Genomic DNA, 17,798 nt, shown 5'->3' on the forward strand with positions numbered 1-17,798 from the left:
CGTCCAATGTATTTGGCAGTAAATGAATTTGATGTCTATCTTCACCTTCGATATAAGGCATACGCGCTCATCTCCTTTGATATAAAGATTCGACAAAGGACATACATTTTCATGCCAAAAAAAAGATTTTTCTTTAATTGTTAGACAGTCTGACGTACGGATCTGTGAGGGCTTGCAGGTCAAACCTACAAAATGGTAGGCCTGCATTCTACTCGACTTCACTTCACGAACACCTTAAATATGGAAATTTCGCGAAGTTCATAAATAAGATATACTCGAAAATACATGCAATAACACAGGGGAGATACTATGGGGACAGTAATGTTATGCTACGTCRAGAAGATGTTTTTTCGACGTGACGATATCTTAAAACAAAATGGAGTCTGGGTCTCTCTAGATAAATGGATAAAGAACGAAGATGCAGTATTGTACCCTGAACGAAAGCATTCGTTGTGGCATACAGATTGGGGGGATTTGGTATATACGGGTGGAGGTTATAGGCTTCATGCAATTCTGGCAAATCAAAGAAACGCATACATTGAGATTCCATATATTAGTAAGCCCAGAGGATTGCCGAATGATGTTTCAGAAGAGATAAGACAAGAGTTTGAATGTGGAGAGTCTCATACGTGTACCTGGTTTACGTTTGACGAAATCTTCGAGTTTAATTGGGATCAAAAGATAGAATATGAGGATTACACAATGGATAACGAATTAGTCGTTGATGTTGTTGATTATAGTGCAAGCGGAGAAGAATTTTTAAAGGCGTTGAAGAGATTAGTACATAGAGATCCATCCCATTATAGAGTTGTAATTATGTTTCATGATTAAGTTAAATCTCATATAGCAATCTCGAGGAAGGCGTGAACATCCGATAACATCGCATTCACGCTTCGGGGCATTAGACTATCGGTCCGTCCGAGGCATTTCGAGGTAGCGGATTCAGGTGGACACACCTTCGTGATTTAGTTTGTCGGATGGCAATCATCATTAAGCTAACGTGCAGGAGTGTTGAAGACCAACCACGAATAATACATTTTCAAACTAATGCAGAGCGAAGTGAGGGAGAGCTAATTTGGAAACCGAAGCGTGGATTCCCTTAATAGATATTGAAGACGATGAGAAAATTTGGGTAGGGACGAAAGTCAGGTTATATAATGTGGGATTGAATGTGAAGGATAAGTCTCTTGATTATTTCGACTATTTGGTATCATATATCTATGGCAACAATGACTATCTCCAATTAACTAACCTCTCTCAGGGTGAAGCTGGAAATATCATTTGTGTTATAAAAAAGGACAGTCCAAATCATTATGCTTTAGGTAAGTCTCTAAAGGAAATGATGGGATTAGAAAATACGTATTTGCTTCTGGAGTAACTAGATGCAGCTCCTTAGACCAAACCCAATTAAGCTAACGGGCAGAATTGCGCAACAATGCCGTATATTTTCGTCTAATTGTTCAGGCAAAGGTTTGAGCCGGTTGATCAGTAGCCTATACTCAGCTTAACTGGCGATTGTTCAACAAATAGGAGGTATGGCTACATGAAGCATCTCAAATTCCTTTTGTTCTTTGTCATTATTTTAACGGGGGTTTTATCAAATATAGAAGGAGCATTAGCCAGTACCTATCCAAGTGCCGTTGCTTGGAATAATCTCCTTTATGGACTCTCCATTGAGGAAGTCGATAACAAAGATATTGGCAATGAGATTGGAAAGATTAAGCGCCAAAGAACTCCGATGCCAAAGAAGAACGGTGAGTCAAATGGAAAACTTGTGGGAAGCTTGTTGTTTGAAATTAAAGGGGCAGACACTCAAGATGTAATAGCAGTTAAGGTAAATGATAAGTTTTTCAAGKCATCCAAATTTGGACAGATTAAAGTTACAACGAATGTACCAGAATGGATAGTAACACTGTCTTTTATCTGTTTCTTGTCCCTTTTAACAATGATTATCGTATGGAGAAAAAGAAGACGAATAGGTTAGTTCATTCCGCTAACGGGTGTACGTTAGTTTAATGAATGACCCTATACAACGAAGAAGGAGCTGCTGCGGCAGCTCCTTCTTCATCTTCACAAAATAACGGTTTTTGTACAGATGTCCCAGTGATTAGTGTTAAGCTAACGGGCAGAATAATTGAGAAACTATGACTTATTTGTTATTATCTAAGTTAGAGATGTGAAGAAAGGGGAATCTATATTACACATGTGGAATACCTTGAAATGATTATTTAATTGGATAGAGACAGTTGCGGTCCTTGATTCTTAAGGATGCGTTTATTTGTCTATCTGAAATCATTCAAGGGATACATGGTGTGGACAATTAAATTCCCATTGCCAAGCAGATACCTTTGTATATCTGCCTTTAGTTATGGGTAAAAATACATCTCTATTGACACAATCATAGCGTCCCTAAATTGGGGGAATTTTAATGAAAAGTCAGTACGAAAACGAAGAAATGCTAACAGGAGGAAATGTCTCAAACGTATATCGTTCGGCAGATACTGTTCGACGCGAATTAAAGCCAGACAGTACCAAAATTCATAAGCTATTAGAGCATTTGGAAAACAAAGGTTTTAGTTATGCACCAAAGTTTTTAGGTATTGATGAAAAAGGTAGAGAAATATTATCATTTATTGAAGGAGAAGCAGGCAATTATCCTTTAAAAGAATACATGTGGTCTAATGATGTTTTAAAAGAAATAGCGAAGATGCTCCGCCTTTACCATGATGCTGTGAGTGACTTTCCATTATCAGACGAATGGAAACCAATGGACAATACTCCAAATAACATAGAGGTTATATGTCACAATGATTTTGCCATCTACAATATTATTTTTAATCATGAKAAACCAGTAGGTATTATTGATTTTGATGTTGCTGCTCCTGGTCCAAGACTTTGGGACATAGCTTATACACTTTACACTTGCGTTCCTTTAAGCAGGCTTTATCATACCGAAACAGGTGAAGCAGTTTATTATAATCCATTACATGATGCCGACCGTATAAAACAAAGAGTTAAATTGTTTTTTGAATCCTACGGTATTGAGGGAATGGAAGAAGATTATTTGGAGATGGTATTGCTACGATTAGAAGGATTATGTAAATACGTGGAAATAAAAGCCAGTGAAGGTGAAATTGCTTTTCAAAAAATGATAGATGAAGGACACCTTGAACATTATCAAAATGAGATTAAATTCATTCGTAAACATGGAAAAGAGTGGACTTAAGGTTGAACTAACGGGGAACGATAGTTGAATAATAAACCATTAATGAGCAGGCTGCGTAGTCTGCTCATTTTATTAAGCTAACGGGCAGAATAACGCAACAATAATAGTTGTGCATTCGTCAGTTAGATATGGATAAAAATGCACAAAAGGGGCTTATAAGATGAGAATCAATATAACACTTATAGTCATTGTACTGGCATTGCTCACGGGCTGTAGTAAAAACGTCGATGAACATAATCTTGCGATCCATGCGAATAAGGAAACCGCCACTAATAACTATGCAGAAACGGCGGTTGTGACAGATGATTCTGAACCGAAGAAGAACATGGGGGAAATTTATCGACTCGCTTTAGACGCTTTCATGCCACTTTGGGACGGGATAACAAATGATATGAAGTATATCGCAATCGACACGGGGAACCTCAACGATATTGCGGATGGAGACCAGGACATGATTTTACGGCATTTTGAACATTATAACGTTGACGTTATGCAAGCGAGCTTAGAGGATTTGGAGAAAGAAGGTCGCCTTTTAAATGGGCGGGCTCGGTATATCGAAGGGGTATTACTCCGAGTCGAAAGTACGGAGATCGCGGAAAACAAAGTCGTCGTTGAAGGCTCCTTATACAAATCAGCAAAAGCTGCGTTAGGTACAAAAGTTGTTGTGGAATTCATCGACGGTAAATGGAAAGTGACCGAAGCAACCAACACATGGATTAGTTAATTAAGATTTCGATGGAGCGATTAATCGGACATACAGATAACGTTGCTGAACTAACGGAGAACTATAGCTTAACAATCACCAGAACGAGGCTGCCGGCATGTAACGGCAGCCTCGTTGAGCTAACTGGCAGTAGAGCATGGAGATAGCCGACTGCCAATTTAGAAGGCTAGGGCAGGAATACAATTTTTTTGCTTGATTACTTTATATCACCAAAAGATCAAAAAGAGCAATTAATAAAACGTGTGCAAGACTATTTTAATTATGAAAAGGGATGAAGCGACTTGATCATTGTGGACCTTCTTTTTTTTCTACTGGAGCTATTCTCCTTAGCTGCTTTTTGTTATTGGGGATTCAATTTGGAGGGTGCTGACCTGTTGACCAGAGTTCTGGTCGGAATCGGGACGCCAGTAATGGTTGCCATTTTATGGGGGACTTTTATTTCTCCGAAGGCTTCAATTCCGGTCCCGGTTCCGCTTCGTTTTATTCTCCAGCTCTCCGTATTTGGGTCAGCCGCTGCGGTCTTGTATGCATCTGGACTTCATAAACTAGCAGCTGTATTCTTAATTGTAGCCTTTACAGAGCTGGTTCTGACGTATACATTGAGACCGTATTCCCTGAAATAACGCTTGGTTTCTAAAACCTGACTTTCATTCAACTAATGAGGAACTACACCGCAGTAACCATTAGGAAAAGGCATCCAATCATATTGGCTGCCTTTTCTTTCTCATCGTGCTGTTCGTATATGGGGTGTGGCTGCTGTATGGCCTATCAACAGGTGCGGCTGTCTGGCGATATACGCAGCAAACAAGGTGCGAATGTCGACACTGTATAAATAAGGGGGCGTCGGAGAGTCCGGAAGCCCCACTCGGTTGTTCAACAAACGGGTAACGATAGCTCAATAAGAACGAAGAAACGGCAGCCGGTGAAGTGGCTGTCGTTTTCTCAACTAACGGGCAGTATAATTGAATAATGCTGGGGGGGATAAACATGAAAAGAGGAATTAGTTTCGAGATTCCAAATGAGTACGGAAGTTTTCTTGGAGATATATTGAAGCCCTTCGATACGACATCATTCAACTGGTATATTGGGGGTGAGGAGTCATATTTCGTGAATGAAGACACTTTAGGGGAGCCACTTTTTCCTGAAGAAGTATACGGTTTGGATGGCGTGATTCTTAAAGGAATCATAGAAAATAACGAGTATTATTTAATTTTCGCAAATGTAAAAGCTTACCCAAAAGAGAAGAACGTAAATGATATTAAAACATACGAAGAGTTCTTAAATAGCGACTGTCAGCTCGTTCTTTTAATCGTTGATAGTGCTTATGTTACGATCTATTGCAAAGATAAAGATTTACTTGAAAGTCTGTATCATAACGCAAAATTAAATGGTTACGAAAATGTCCAGTTCGTAACAGATGAAAATGACGGGCGAACTAGACTATCTGTATGGTAGTAACGTTACTCTAACGGGTACGTTAGTTGAACAAATAAGGAGCAGTATACTATGGCAGCTACTCCCCTTCTTTGTTAAGCTAACGGGCAGTTTAATTAAACAATTCAATTAGAGTATTAATGACTTTTTCGCGATTGATTTGGTTTTATCAGATTTTATCGTATGAAACAGGTGGTAGACACATTAAAATGTCAGGATTTTATAAAGATGTGTCCGTATAAAATAAATACAAGACGTATGGAATGACCTATTATTACTTTGAATACCCCACAATATGCGGAGATGTTAAGTGAAATACCAATAATTAATTATTAAGAGGTGTTTTATGAGAGATCATGATTCAGAGTCCGAATTGGAATGGCCGAACCTTGTAAAAACAAAAGTGGAGTAAAAGCCTGAAAGCAATTATTTCACGACGTATTATGACTAAGAGAGGCGTGATTATAGAAATGAAAAAAATCTATGTGGTAAACAAAACTCATTTTGACATTGGTTTTACCGATTTAGCAGAAAATGTCTTGCACAAGTATTGCCATGATTACATTCAAAACGCAATCACTTTAGCTGAAGACTTAAGAAAAGAGGGCAAAGACTTTGTTTGGACAACAGGTAGCTTTATTATTGAATATTACTTCAAAAACATGGATGAAGAAGCTTGTAAAAAGCTAGACGACGCCATAAAGAAAGGTTACATTCGCTGGCACGCAATCCCGTGTACGTTTGAATCTGAAACTATGACACCTCAAACTTTACATTACATGACTTCAATCTCAAAGAAGTTAGATGCTCGTTATGGATACAAAACAACAAGCGCAAAGATGACTGACGTCCCGGGACATACTATCGGGATTGTTGATGAGTTATATCGTCAAGGAATTAAATTCCTACACATTGGTGTAAATGGCTCGAGCTCAATTCCAGAAGTTCCAGATACATTTCTATGGAAGAATGGCGAAAGTGAGATAATTGTCTCTTATTCAGACGACTATGGTGGCGTAATCGGAATTGATTGCATGGATAACAAGCTGGCGTTTATGCATACTCATGATAATAGTGGTCCAGGAACAAAAGAGAAAATTAACGTCTTTTTGTCAAAAATGGCGAATGAGTATCCAGACTATGAGCTTGAAATGACTTCAATGGATCAGTTTGCAAATGAAATTTGGGAAGTACGTGACCAACTGCCAGTTATTACAGAGGAGATTGGGGACACATGGATTCACGGAATGATGTCTGATCCGAAAATCATTCGTGATTATCGGATTTTAACTAATTACATGTCTGATAACAAAATAGAAAATGATGATGCTAATTTCTATGCGATGTTAGTTCCAGAGCATACTTGCGGAATGGATATCAAACGCTATTTCAGTGACTATATGAATTATGAAAAGAAAGACTTCCAACGAGCGCGTAGTTTAGACCAAATTACCGATCTTGATTTAACCTACGCTTATGGAATTGTTAAAGATGCAACTGTTGGCGAAATGCAATTCACTTATAATGAGTGGACTGATCGTTCGTACAAATTTTATGAGTCTTCATGGGAAGAACAACGCAAGAACGTTGATCGTGCAATAGCTTGTTTGGAGCCTAAAGATCAAAATAACATTAAAAAACTTATCGAAGTTCCATATCATATCTTTGAAAACCAAGGTATTGAATGTGGTTTGGAAGAATTGATTTCGGTAAACGGGTATCAAGTTATGTTTGCTAGCGATGGTTCAATTAACCACTTAGAAAAGGATGGAACACTTTACTTTGATCAGGACAACAAACTCGGGGTTCTGAGCTATACAATTGCTGGGCAAAATGACTATGATAACCTACGTTGCAACTATTTGCGTGAATTACAACATAATTGGTGGGCAATTGACTTCTTAAAGCCAGGAATGGAAATTCAAAAACGCATTCAATTGAATGAAAATTTCACACCACATTTTGTGAAATTAGTTAAGGAAAATGATTCGATTATTGCAACTTTAAAGTATAGCCAAAGAGCTGTGGAGGAGTATGGTGCTCCAAGAGTTGTAAAGGTTAAATATCAATTTGGAGATAAAGTTGAAATTGGACTTTTATTAAAGGATAAAGATGCAATTCGTTATCCAGAAATTTATTCTTTTGACATTACACCACGTTTGAATTCGCCGTACTTAACTAAGATTCGTAAAATTGATACCGTTATTTCACCTTTTGAAGTGGTAGGTCACGGAAATAAGTTGCAACACATGATTGAAGAGTTAATTTACGATGGTAGCGATAAAAAAATCAATATTAAACCTATTGATGCCCCTCTTTTGGGAATCGGAACAAATAACAATCTAAGTTATAACAACAAATACCATCAAGACAACAATAAATTTACGTTTACACTATTGAACACAACATGGGGAACTAATTTCACGATGTGGTATGAAGAAGATATTTTCGCTCGTTTTGAGTTAGTGTTGGGATAAAAATTTCCTGCGAACATAATTCACTCTGTTCACAGGGTAAACGATTATTACACTGGAAATGGGCATACGCCGATGCCTCTTCATCAAAAAAAACAGTTTATTCTCTTATCTAGACTGTTTTTTAGGTACATTTAGACCGTTTAAGCGATATTCCTTCAAGATGTGTTTGATAAAGTATTCTCAGGCTAGGTCATTACGCTAACGGGTAACTATAGCGTAACAATCAACATAACGAGGCTGCCGACATGGAACGGCAGCCTCGTTGAGCTAACGGGCAGTTTAGACGAATAAACTTAGGTCTGAAAAAAGGAATTGGAGCGGCAGTGTGGAATGGGAACTTGTGCAGTATAAATCGCATTCAACCGAAGGAGTGTGGACCCATGGATCGCACACAGATTCCTGTTAGATCGTTCAACCCCAAACGTCCGGGGGCCCTTGTCGGCGTCATGATGACCGTATCGGAATACCTTGGCGTGCTTTACGGAARCATGGCGGAGACGAGGATCGCCGATTCATACGGTCCTTGTGCCGAGTGCGGTGGAACCGTTGCGTCGACTGAGATCGACCACGGGCGTATGATCGCCCCCGAGCTGTCACTCAAGAATGGCGCCGTCCTCTTATGGGCAGGAACGGATTGCGCGCCGGTACCGAGAATCAAGCAGTTAGCGGCGATGCTTGGAATCGATTATCTGAGGCCGCTCGAGGAGCAGGATCCGGGGTTTATTTCCGTCCTACTATATGGGTATGACAAGGAACCCGTTTCGTTTGTACATAATAAGAGGCTCCGTACGGACTATTACCGCGGCTGCGTATCCGATCTTCAATCCATGATCGACGCACGCACAACCAGCAAAGGCAATCTGAGGATGATATCGTTTTTCTCCAAACAAACAGAGTGTTCGGTGTGCCAGGGAACTGGGTTGAGCAAGGGTGTGTCGGATATCCACATCGCCGGCCATACACTAGCTGAGGTCAACAAACTATCGATAGCCGAATTRCTCTCCTTTATTAATTGCCTGCGGCAGTCGATGGACTTGCATGAGTTCGAGATCGTCGAACCTATCATCAGCCATCTCATCCCAATACTTCTCTACTTGAGCAAAATCGGACTTCGGACGCTGCCTCCGGTCATCGCGTGGCGCGGTCTTCCGGCTTTTTCTTCTTGAGCCAATTATTCATTTTGTTGTGCTAACGGGAAACGTTAGTTCAACAAAATAGCCGCTAGCCCTAACTTAATTTCAGGTCAGGGCTAGCGGCTAGTGCAGCTTAATGATTCAATCGAGAGGCAGTTGTTAATTCATCAGATTCTCTATCCGATCGGCACGGATCCAGCACATTTCCTTGATATCTATAGTCGCTTTGAAGTCGTCAATCAAGGTAAAACGATCTTGGAGACTGACCAACGACTCAATACGGAAAATATCTCGCAGTCTATCAAGTCCACCCGAATCGATGTTGAACAACGCAAAAGCGTCCACGTCAAGACTCTTAATAAGTTTCTTTACTTTGTCTTCCTTGCTATGTTCCTTATAGAATTCCTTAAGCATTTTAACCCTAAAAGCGTCTGAATTGGGGTTCACATAGAGCAATTCAACAGCTTCTTCTTCAGGAAACCGTTCTTGTACATAATTCTGTAATTCAATTTCATCTTCCTCATACGAAAAATCGAATGCAGATACATCTCTACTTTTATAAAGGAAGGTGAAACCCCAGCCGTGGTCTACGAAATTATAGAAGCAGGTACTCCAGCAGTCATTTTTATAATATCCTCAGGATAGGTGTCACTAACTTCTGTACCTTCCGAAAAAACACGTCCATTTGTCTTCCCTCCGTTATCGTCATATCATCACTTAAGATGAATATTTCGCTGAAACCTACCTGATCACCTTCATTTAACAAAGAGTATTGCTATAGGTTTGTTAAGCTAACGGGCAGTTTAGTGTAGAAGATGTACACTCTTTACTGTAATACAAATGTACGATATAGTCATAGATATAGGTAATAAATTCCAACTGATGAAGGGATAAAGTTATATGGGAGAACAAATGATTGCTACGCCAATTAAACCAATCGTTCCCGCAGTCTTCGTCTATGTAACAGATTTAAAGAATTCTATTGAATGGTACTGCAAATTATTGGGTTTACTTATTCCAGAGATAACTAGGGATGATATTCATATTTTTGGTTTAAGCGAAAGTCATTGTTCGAACATTTTTTTGGGAAAAAGAGATGTAGTAACTCCTTCCCCTGAGCCAATTTTTAGTTTAACAGCACCTGATAACGAAGCTACCTTTCAATTCCTAACCCAGCTTGGAGTAGAAATTGTACATAGAGAACAAGATGTGATTCATTTCAAAGACCTGGATGGCAATATACTGATGGCTTGCTCGATTTGAATGACCTTGAGTTGGCTAACATTTTATTATCTTATGGGCTGCTTTTGAATCTGACATAATGGTAGCCTTATTACGCTAACGGGAAACGATAGTTGAATACTGAAAGGGTTGCCGCATGTCAACATATGGATGAACCATATTGGAAAGTTGGTTTTTAGATGAGAAAGAAAATACATATTATCGGATCAAGCGGCAGTGGTAAATCATATATTGCCAGACGTCTTTCAAAAGAACTTGGGATTAAACATTATGAACTAGACGAAATAAAATACAGTTTAAGCCCTGAAACTGGAAAGATTTTGTTGGTATTAGTTCTCCTAGAACTAAGATGGGTAATGAATCACATGATGACTATTTTATAAGGCAACCTGATATATACTAAGCTCCCATGGAGATTCTCATAATCAATCTCAGAAATCAACGACATATCCCCCTAAATTTATCGGCGCATTTATTCTCCACCTAGGCTATCTATGTAAAAAAAGGGTATGAGGTGATAACCACCCCATACCCTTTAGTATACTTACTAAGCCTGAACTATTTCGGTATCAATCAATTTGTTACCAGAAATACCCAAGAACTCATATGCTTCTTTAGCCGAAACAATATGATCTTCGTTATAATAGCTTTGAAGTTTAGAAATAAGTTCAGACTCTCGAGCAATGCGATCCATTTGCATTTTCAACATCATACTACAACAGAGGACTGCAACCTTGGTCACTTTCAGCAGAAGATACCCTTGTAAATCCCCCCAGATTTTATTCACATCAGGAGTGAACACGATAGGTCTTCCTGCACGAATCATATAACGGTTATCGACAAGTATCATAACTTCCTCACCGTTGAAGCTCTCAACTGCATTCTTAATTTCAGTTGCCGCAGCTTGGGCATCCTCTACAGTCATATTCTCGCGTACTTGCCAACTAACAACTTTTCTATCTCTATCTACGTGATAAGTAACTTTTTCTGACATTTTCTATATACCTCCGAATGGTAGTTTAGTTATTTGCAACCCATGAAAGTTGCATTTTATCGATTGCATAAACAGTATATTTAATCAGGTGTTTAGCTTCTTCCACCTGTTCTTCGCTCATATTGGACAAATATTGATAAACATTACTATGCTCTTCATCCGCTACAGTGTGTACTTCCCAATAAGTTAGATTCCCTATTCCTGAGTTCTCAAGTCGCTCTAGAACATGAACATACATCATATGAGCAAATTTCTCAGCTGTACTATTAATAATAAGAAGAGACAAGTTATTTTCCATTACAGCTGCAGCTCTGTATAATGCAGAAATAAAGTTTTCTGTTTCATAACTAGGTAGTGTATTAATCGGATCTGGTAGTCCTAGACCGATCATAAACTCGCGAAGCATTTCAGGATGATCTTTCTCCTCTTGATAATGGGTTTCAAATAGATCGTGGTCTTCTCCAGGGAAACGATCCCAACGCACTTTAAGTAGTTCTGCGAAATGATACGAAAGATGATAAAGATGTGAGCACCAGTTTAAATCCGAAGCTTGTACTTGCTGTGGAAAATCTGTGAAGAAAGGGTTAGTCTCCTTAAGACGCTTTAGTTGTCCCTCGATAATTTCATTAATAGATGTTACATATGCAGCTGTAGTTGCAGTTGTAGTTGCAGTTGTAGTCATGTTCTTTCCTCCTAGTAGATTCTCTAATCGTGCTATTATGTTTTTCGCTAGTATGAATGCTTATGTAGGATAAGTATAGTAATGCATCAAGTCTTTAGTAAATCACCTCCTTTTATAAATTTAATAACACTTMTTTAGGAGCATTCTTAATTCTTCTCTATAAAAAGCCCAAAGTTACAGTTCCAACTTTTTAGGCCTATTCGGTAATTGACAAGTGATTCAATAAATTTCTGTTGCTCAATAGGATTATCGACTTCAGGTCCACCTAAATCTTGCTTTTGGTATTCGTGAGGTTGCGGCTCTATACTTATCATCGGCAATTTCTACGCTTAGTTTAATATGCTATTTAAGAACTTTCAATTTTTAAACCCCTAATTGTCTCTAACAATATTTCAGACTCGACTTCCTTTCCTTATATTTAGACACACGAAAAAATACAAAAATAAGGGATGGAGTTTACCTGGTGGTAGTGTTGAGCCTGGTGAAACCATTCATCAAGCGTTTCCTCGTGAATGTCATGAAGAACTTGGAATAGAAGTTCAGGATGTAGTATTAACGGGATTTTATTATCATGGTAGACTCAATGCACAAGTTGGGATATTTCACTGTTTCATTCCAAAGGATGAGGAAATAATACTTAGTTTTGAACTAAAGGAAACCCCGACTTGGACCAAGATGGTTCAAGTCGGGGTTTATTCGTTTGGCAATACTATTTCACTCGTCTCGTGCAGGTCATAAGAAAGAAGCTCTTAAAGTAGCCATCACAAAAATAACTAGAAGACTGTTCAATGCCATTTTGTGACGGCGGCAGTCTTTTTTTGAGTTTCCATGTCCCAATTGGTTCATTATTTATTCGCGAAACGACTCATTTCGTTATTCAAATTGGAGCCAGTGAATACTATACTCGGTTTATATTAACGATGTTTATAAACGGGAGGTACTCATGATGGAATTTATAGATCTATTAGCCAATCCGGACAATGTTGAAATCGAATGGGAAGAGGGATGGGTTCGCGCTTCTTTTCGTTCAAGGGAATGGTATGCAGGTGAAACCGTCATTTCATTTGAATCAATGACTAATCGTATGGCCGTTCGATTAAGTGCAGGCCAGACACCAGTAAGGCGGCTTCATTTGAGATGGAAACGAAAGCTCGATAGCGGCATTCGCGTACTGGGTGATCAATGGGAACGCGGTTATGGAGATTTGGAGTGGAGAGGTCTTGTTGCTGAACGAGAAATGCCATGGTATTTTCTCTTGTCAGGAGGAGGACGGACGCATGGCTACGGCGTAGAAACCGGCACAAGCTCCTTTTGTTATTGGCAAGCTGATGCAGGTGGGATTAGCCTTACGCTTGATGTCCGCTGCGGTGAAGCGGGAGTGCTGCTGGGCGATAGAACGCTCGAAGCTGCAGTAATTGTAACGAGAGAAGGCGAAGAGGGCGAATCGGCATTCAGTGCAGCTACAGCCTTTTGCCGAATGATGTGCAAGCAGCCTCTCCTTCCTGCACAGCCGGTTTATGGAGGGAATAATTGGTATTACGCCTACGGAAAAAGCTCGACTGCAGAAATAATCGCGGATTCGGAGCGCGTATCGGATTGGTCTTCTTCGGTGGATAACCGTCCGTTTATGGTCATTGATGATGGTTGGCAGCTTTGCAGCGGAGGGGGTAGCTGCAACGGTGGACCTTGGCAGCCTAACTATCAGTTTTCCGATATGGAGAAATTAGCTAGCGATATGAAAGGGATTGGAGTTCGACCTGGCATATGGTGCAGACCGCTATTAGTCGCAAACAGTGTGCCTTATCATTGGAAAAGGTTTCGTCATCAAACGGACGGCATTTATTTGGACCCAAGTGTTCCCGATGTACTTGATTATGTAGGCGATGAAATTCGCAAGCTGCATGATTGGGGATATGATCTTATCAAACATGATTTCTCCACTTTCGATATTTTTGCCAAATGGGGCTTCGAAATGGGCGCATCTTTGAGCAATCATGGTTTAGCGTTTGCCGATCGAACGAAGACGACAGCGGAAATTATTGTCGCTTTGTATAAGAAGATTGCAGAAGCATCCGCAGATAGCTTGATTATTGGCTGTAATACAGTCGGGCATTTGGCTGCGGGCTTGGTTGAAATTCAGCGGACTGGTGACGATACGAGCKGCAAAGAATGGGAGCGCACTCGCAAAATGGGTGTCAACACACTTGCGTTTCGCATGTCGCAGCATGATACCTTCTTTGCGGTTGATGCCGATTGTGTCGGCTTGACGAGCGATGTGCCTTGGAATTTGAACAAGCAGTGGCTGGAGCTATTGTCCGAAAGCGGCACACCGCTGTTCATCTCCGCAGATCCAAAGGCGGTTGGCGCGGAACAGGAAGCAGCCATTCGCAAAGCGTTCGAGCGAGCGTCTAAACCGCTGCCGCCGGCTGAACCACTAGACTGGCTTGATGATCGCTGTCCGTCCCACTGGCAGCTCTCCGGAGAGGAACGGCGTTTCGATTGGTATGCTGAGCGCGGCGTACAGCTGAATGAGCGTCCAGAAATTATTTTAAGGTAGCAGTAGGATCGGAGCTGGATAAATGACCTGAATGAGGCTCCACCTCAAGCGGTGTTAAATAGCTTATCGTTGATATATGCTGTCTCCGATATGCGCCTGGGGTTAATCCTGTCCACTTGGCGAACTGCCTAATGAAGCTTTGCACATTCTCGAATCCAATTCGGAAAGCGATCTCTTCAAGCGGTACGTTTCGCATTACAAGCATATGCATCGCTTCCTGCTGTCTAATGATCGATAAATAATGACGAGGCGACATCCCGTAAGCTTGTTGAAACAAGCGGCCGGCATGTCTGCGGCTAATGCCAGTCTTGGCTGCGATGGTTTCAAGCCAATTGCTCGTGGATGAATCCGTTCCCAGTTCATTGAATGTGCTGAGCAGCGCCTCAATTTCCCTAGCGATCCGATCAGCAAGAGGCTGCTCGTTTGGTTTATTGGTGGAGTGTGTTGCTGTTCTGCTGACATACTCCTCCAAATGCACGAGCATTTCGTTACAAAGCATAAAGACGCGGTGAGTAGACGTATCCTGCTTTAAGCAAGCAATTAGTGCTTTGAGCAGAGGGTTAAGATGTTGATTGAGAGGGTGCTCTCTTGCAAACAAATACTTTCCGCTTGATCGAAATGCGTAGAGCAACTTGCTGTCTACATTTTGCAAATGAATGACAAAGCCGCTCATCGACTGCTGCTGCGGAACATGAAAGTCATGCAGCTTCATAGGTGGAATTAGAATAATATCGCCTTCATGCTGTGAGAAGCTTTCATTTCCAATACGTGCTATTTGTTCGCCGCTTAGAACGATATTGATTTCGAGCATGCGATGATGCAGATGCAAATCGCATACGGGACCAGGACCGAATTGGTACGTACGCATGCCGTATAAGAAAAGCTGTTCTTTATAATTGGGAAACGATTGGTTAAGCGCAGGGATAAGATCGCTCATCATAGCTCCTTCGTAAACAAAAATGTTTATACATGTATTATCTCTCTTACAACTGGAATATTGCAATCAAATGACAACCGAGAGGAAGGAATCCATAATGAAAACGATGGCTGCATAAGTATGGGGCAATTGCAGCTGGACATGTTGATCATCATGTAGAATATCTTCCGCATCAAGAGGACGTTCATTATACGACAACTCCTCCGTACCATGGTTCGCTCGAAGACCGCAATCGCCGATTGGGAGAGCTGAAGCAGATTAGAGCAGGCAGTATGCACTATGATCGTTTATTYGACCATGGAAGCCGGGAGCATGATCCATACTTTAGAGGTTCCAGCCTTTCCAGAACCACTCCTGCAAATGTGCCGAGTTATCTCGGATGTTCACGAACTCGTCATAGAAGTAGCAGTAACTGGAAATGTTGCCATAGCGAAGCTAGCAATTGACGTAGATCCGGCTATTGGCAATAAGGAGGCTGCTTATAAAGCATTGGAGCAGATGCTCGAAATTCATGCTGATTTGCTGCCACAGTTCCATTCGTAGATGCATTGAAAGGCCACACGTAAGAGATGATTCCTGCACTGAACGAGGCCATTGAAGAACTTGCGTTGTTAATTAGTTGAAGACATGTTTCAAATCAAAAAGGCAACATTTCGTTCAAATTAGAACGGAATGTCGCTTTCTCTTTATTCTTTTACTTTGATTCTTTCATGAGAGTAATGATTCGTTTGAGATTAACTATGTAATTTAAATTCAGATTTATATGATATTGCTCTTTCTGATACGTTCTCAATATTAGAATTAGACTCAAGCAATTTAATCTGTGTTGTTGTAAATAGGCGTTTGGACATGGTTAAGGTTTACCTCATTCACTGTAGTATTTTTTATTAAAACACAAAAACCCGAAAGACGGGCACTTTTTCTAAAGTGTCTATCTTTCGGGTTACAGTTCAGCTGCGGCAGCTGCTCCCTTTCTCTATAAAGCTAACTGGCAGGATAACATAACCAAATACAACTATATAACTCCATTATATTTGGTGTAATCTTCGGTTGATGAGGATCAAACAGCTCTAACTAGATTTGGAATAAAAGAGAGATCGAGCCTTTTGCATTGGTCGAGGAGGAATACAGTTCCAGATATGAAGAAAGGCGGGGTGTTGATGTGTTATAAAAATGTGTTGACACAAAAGTGATTAGGAACCATACTATGTATATGAACAACAATAATAAAATAATAAATGACATTGACGCTATTCCCTCGCTTGTACAATCCAAGCGTCAGATTGATCGCTATAACCTAGACATAGATGCACAGGCTATACTCGTCGCGTCTAGGCTAATGGCAGCGGGAGCCAAGCTTGGACATGCCTCGGAGATTCATTTCTCCCGATTTGGTTTATCAACAGGGAGATATCGTTTATTGGCAGACCTTGAAGATAACGAAGGAGAAGTGTTGCCTTCGCAACTAGCGGAGCATCTTGGTGTTACACGTGCTACAGTGACTGGTCTTATCGACATTCTTGAACGAGATGGTCTAGTATCCCGGCGATCAAGCTCAGACGATGGCCGTCAGAGATCGGTCATTTTGACGGAAGAAGGAGCGAAGAAGCTCCGTGATATGGCTCCTGAGCATTTCACCCGGCTGGAAGCAATGGTGGGCTTGCTCAATATCGATGAGCGCAGCGTATTTCTCGACTTGCTAGGCCGAGTTACACAAGGCATCTCAGCACTTACGTGCGAACTAGGCTCGAAACCAAAGGGAAACATCAGTAATGAGTAGAATGGGCTAGTGAAGCTAGCCTATTTTTATCCTTATATAGTTAGGACACTAATTATATCTCGCTGAAAGCAATCGTTGAACTATTTCAAAGAAGAAGGGAGCAACTAAATGAACAAGATGAAATACCCGAATCAGACAGATGATGTTTACGGCATCAAGGCTGCTGGTTCCAAGAAAAAGACTTTTGTACTATGGCGTGAAGTTGTAATGGCCTATGCTGCTCCTGCCATCATGGCAGGTATTGGGGGAATGGTCACTGCCGATAGGGGGCTTCAAATAGGGGCGTTGACCACAATCGGCGGTGCATCGGCCTTGATGGCCTTGATGATTGGCCTTTGGTTGCGCAGCCGAGGGGGCCGTATACGATGGATTATAGGTGCACCTCACTTGATTGTAGTAGGGGTGTTCGCATTGGTAGGGTCCTCGTTTGGCCTATACGCCGCATGGCTGACATCTGGTTTAATAGAATTTATGATTCCGAGCAATCACTGGGCCTGGGTCGATCGTGTCTGGATCGATTTCCCGTTATCTGGATTTATTGCAAGCACGATAGTGACATGGCGGTGGCGTCTTGCCGTCACAACTAATTTTTCATCCAAAAGGAGAAGATAA

General features: G+C 40.8%; 21 protein-coding genes. 16 read left to right on the forward strand and 5 right to left on the reverse strand.

Annotated elements, in window-relative coordinates; genetic code table 11:
• Positions 1-309: 309 nt before the first annotated feature.
• From AC1DWN_RS06390 to AC1DWN_RS06430, 9 genes are all read left to right on the forward strand, one after another.
• Positions 310-831 (forward strand): hypothetical protein, encoded by a 522-nt coding sequence (locus AC1DWN_RS06390; RefSeq protein WP_477558085.1) that lies wholly within the window; start codon positions 310-312, stop codon positions 829-831.
• A 244-nt stretch (positions 832-1,075) separates the two neighbouring features.
• Positions 1,076-1,378: a hypothetical protein gene (locus AC1DWN_RS06395; protein WP_477558086.1), complete on the forward strand. Its 303-nt coding sequence runs from the start codon at positions 1,076-1,078 to the stop codon at positions 1,376-1,378.
• Between the two features lie 165 nt (positions 1,379-1,543).
• Positions 1,544-1,984 carry a hypothetical protein gene (locus AC1DWN_RS06400; RefSeq protein ID WP_477558087.1) on the forward strand — a complete coding sequence of 147 codons (441 nt, stop codon included), beginning with the start codon at positions 1,544-1,546 and terminating at the stop codon, positions 1,982-1,984.
• 444 nt (positions 1,985-2,428) lie between these two features.
• The gene (locus AC1DWN_RS06405) at positions 2,429-3,226 is read left to right on the forward strand and encodes a phosphotransferase (RefSeq protein WP_477558088.1); all 798 of its coding nucleotides are present in this window, start codon (positions 2,429-2,431) and stop codon (positions 3,224-3,226) included.
• A gap of 160 nt (positions 3,227-3,386) precedes the next feature.
• Positions 3,387-3,950, forward strand: coding sequence for a peptide ABC transporter substrate-binding protein (locus tag AC1DWN_RS06410; RefSeq protein WP_477558089.1), 564 nt, complete (start codon positions 3,387-3,389; stop codon positions 3,948-3,950).
• 290 nt (positions 3,951-4,240) lie between these two features.
• Positions 4,241-4,573 (forward strand): YrdB family protein, encoded by a 333-nt coding sequence (locus AC1DWN_RS06415; RefSeq protein WP_477558124.1) that lies wholly within the window; start codon positions 4,241-4,243, stop codon positions 4,571-4,573.
• Between the two features lie 364 nt (positions 4,574-4,937).
• Entirely contained in the window at positions 4,938-5,405 is a 468-nt protein-coding gene (locus tag AC1DWN_RS06420) for a DUF2691 family protein (protein ID WP_477558090.1), read from the forward strand.
• 449 nt (positions 5,406-5,854) lie between these two features.
• Positions 5,855-7,861, forward strand: coding sequence for a DUF5054 domain-containing protein (locus AC1DWN_RS06425; protein WP_477558091.1), 2,007 nt, complete (start codon positions 5,855-5,857; stop codon positions 7,859-7,861).
• Between the two features lie 380 nt (positions 7,862-8,241).
• Complete coding sequence (locus AC1DWN_RS06430; protein WP_477558092.1) at positions 8,242-9,027, forward strand: hypothetical protein; 786 nt, start codon at positions 8,242-8,244, stop codon at positions 9,025-9,027.
• Positions 9,028-9,153: 126 nt separating this feature from the next.
• On the opposite strand, the gene AC1DWN_RS06435 is transcribed toward AC1DWN_RS06430, so the two are convergent.
• Positions 9,154-9,450: a hypothetical protein gene (locus AC1DWN_RS06435; RefSeq protein ID WP_477558093.1), complete on the reverse strand. Its 297-nt coding sequence runs from the start codon at positions 9,448-9,450 to the stop codon at positions 9,154-9,156.
• A gap of 444 nt (positions 9,451-9,894) precedes the next feature.
• Here AC1DWN_RS06435 and AC1DWN_RS06440 point away from each other — a divergent pair, with 444 nt between their 5' ends.
• Positions 9,895-10,257: a VOC family protein gene (locus tag AC1DWN_RS06440; protein WP_477558094.1), complete on the forward strand. Its 363-nt coding sequence runs from the start codon at positions 9,895-9,897 to the stop codon at positions 10,255-10,257.
• 158 nt (positions 10,258-10,415) lie between these two features.
• The gene (locus AC1DWN_RS06445) at positions 10,416-10,619 is read left to right on the forward strand and encodes a hypothetical protein (RefSeq protein WP_477558095.1); all 204 of its coding nucleotides are present in this window, start codon (positions 10,416-10,418) and stop codon (positions 10,617-10,619) included.
• 164 nt (positions 10,620-10,783) lie between these two features.
• On the opposite strand, the gene AC1DWN_RS06450 is transcribed toward AC1DWN_RS06445, so the two are convergent.
• Positions 10,784-11,230, reverse strand: coding sequence for a hypothetical protein (locus AC1DWN_RS06450; RefSeq protein ID WP_477558096.1), 447 nt, complete (start codon positions 11,228-11,230; stop codon positions 10,784-10,786).
• Positions 11,231-11,255: 25 nt separating this feature from the next.
• Positions 11,256-11,912 carry an iron-containing redox enzyme family protein gene (locus AC1DWN_RS06455; RefSeq protein WP_477558097.1) on the reverse strand — a complete coding sequence of 219 codons (657 nt, stop codon included), beginning with the start codon at positions 11,910-11,912 and terminating at the stop codon, positions 11,256-11,258.
• A 375-nt stretch (positions 11,913-12,287) separates the two neighbouring features.
• Between AC1DWN_RS06455 and AC1DWN_RS06460 the strand changes: the two genes are divergently transcribed.
• Both AC1DWN_RS06460 and AC1DWN_RS06465 read left to right on the forward strand, forming a co-directional pair.
• The gene (locus AC1DWN_RS06460) at positions 12,288-12,650 is read left to right on the forward strand and encodes an NUDIX hydrolase (protein WP_477558098.1); all 363 of its coding nucleotides are present in this window, start codon (positions 12,288-12,290) and stop codon (positions 12,648-12,650) included.
• A 205-nt stretch (positions 12,651-12,855) separates the two neighbouring features.
• Positions 12,856-14,469, forward strand: coding sequence for an alpha-amylase family protein (locus AC1DWN_RS06465; protein ID WP_477558099.1), 1,614 nt, complete (start codon positions 12,856-12,858; stop codon positions 14,467-14,469).
• Here AC1DWN_RS06465 and AC1DWN_RS06470 read toward each other — a convergent pair.
• The gene (locus AC1DWN_RS06470) at positions 14,456-15,409 is read right to left on the reverse strand and encodes an AraC family transcriptional regulator (RefSeq protein WP_477558100.1); all 954 of its coding nucleotides are present in this window, start codon (positions 15,407-15,409) and stop codon (positions 14,456-14,458) included. The genes AC1DWN_RS06465 and AC1DWN_RS06470 overlap by 14 nt on opposite strands.
• A 63-nt stretch (positions 15,410-15,472) precedes the next feature.
• Positions 15,473-15,604: a hypothetical protein gene (locus tag AC1DWN_RS06475; protein ID WP_477558101.1), complete on the reverse strand. Its 132-nt coding sequence runs from the start codon at positions 15,602-15,604 to the stop codon at positions 15,473-15,475.
• 114 nt (positions 15,605-15,718) lie between these two features.
• Here AC1DWN_RS06475 and AC1DWN_RS06480 point away from each other — a divergent pair, with 114 nt between their 5' ends.
• From AC1DWN_RS06480 to AC1DWN_RS06490, 3 genes are all read left to right on the forward strand, one after another.
• A complete protein-coding gene (locus AC1DWN_RS06480) occupies positions 15,719-15,949 on the forward strand; it encodes a hypothetical protein (RefSeq protein ID WP_477558102.1) in 231 nt (76 codons plus the stop codon).
• A gap of 670 nt (positions 15,950-16,619) precedes the next feature.
• Positions 16,620-17,186, forward strand: coding sequence for a MarR family winged helix-turn-helix transcriptional regulator (locus AC1DWN_RS06485; RefSeq protein WP_477558103.1), 567 nt, complete (start codon positions 16,620-16,622; stop codon positions 17,184-17,186).
• A gap of 108 nt (positions 17,187-17,294) precedes the next feature.
• Complete coding sequence (locus AC1DWN_RS06490; RefSeq protein WP_477558104.1) at positions 17,295-17,798, forward strand: hypothetical protein; 504 nt, start codon at positions 17,295-17,297, stop codon at positions 17,796-17,798.

The organism is Paenibacillus sp. P4_A7 (assembly GCF_056402455.1).

Excerpts from the sequence above, each read along its gene's own strand:
- AC1DWN_RS06410 (WP_477558089.1), top strand. The coding sequence starts at position 3,387 with ATGAGAATCAATATAACACTTATAGTCATTGTACTGGCATTGCTCACG.
- AC1DWN_RS06420 (WP_477558090.1), top strand. The coding sequence starts at position 4,938 with ATGAAAAGAGGAATTAGTTTCGAGATTCCAAATGAGTACGGAAGTTTT.
- AC1DWN_RS06425 (WP_477558091.1), top strand. The coding sequence starts at position 5,855 with ATGAAAAAAATCTATGTGGTAAACAAAACTCATTTTGACATTGGTTTT.
- AC1DWN_RS06440 (WP_477558094.1), top strand. The coding sequence starts at position 9,895 with ATGGGAGAACAAATGATTGCTACGCCAATTAAACCAATCGTTCCCGCA.
- AC1DWN_RS06445 (WP_477558095.1), top strand. The coding sequence starts at position 10,416 with ATGAGAAAGAAAATACATATTATCGGATCAAGCGGCAGTGGTAAATCA.
- AC1DWN_RS06450 (WP_477558096.1), bottom strand. The coding sequence starts at position 11,230 with ATGTCAGAAAAAGTTACTTATCACGTAGATAGAGATAGAAAAGTTGTT.
- AC1DWN_RS06455 (WP_477558097.1), bottom strand. The coding sequence starts at position 11,912 with ATGACTACAACTGCAACTACAACTGCAACTACAGCTGCATATGTAACA.
- AC1DWN_RS06470 (WP_477558100.1), bottom strand. The coding sequence starts at position 15,409 with ATGATGAGCGATCTTATCCCTGCGCTTAACCAATCGTTTCCCAATTAT.
- AC1DWN_RS06480 (WP_477558102.1), top strand. The coding sequence starts at position 15,719 with ATGATCCATACTTTAGAGGTTCCAGCCTTTCCAGAACCACTCCTGCAA.
- AC1DWN_RS06485 (WP_477558103.1), top strand. The coding sequence starts at position 16,620 with ATGAACAACAATAATAAAATAATAAATGACATTGACGCTATTCCCTCG.
- AC1DWN_RS06490 (WP_477558104.1), top strand. The coding sequence starts at position 17,295 with ATGAACAAGATGAAATACCCGAATCAGACAGATGATGTTTACGGCATC.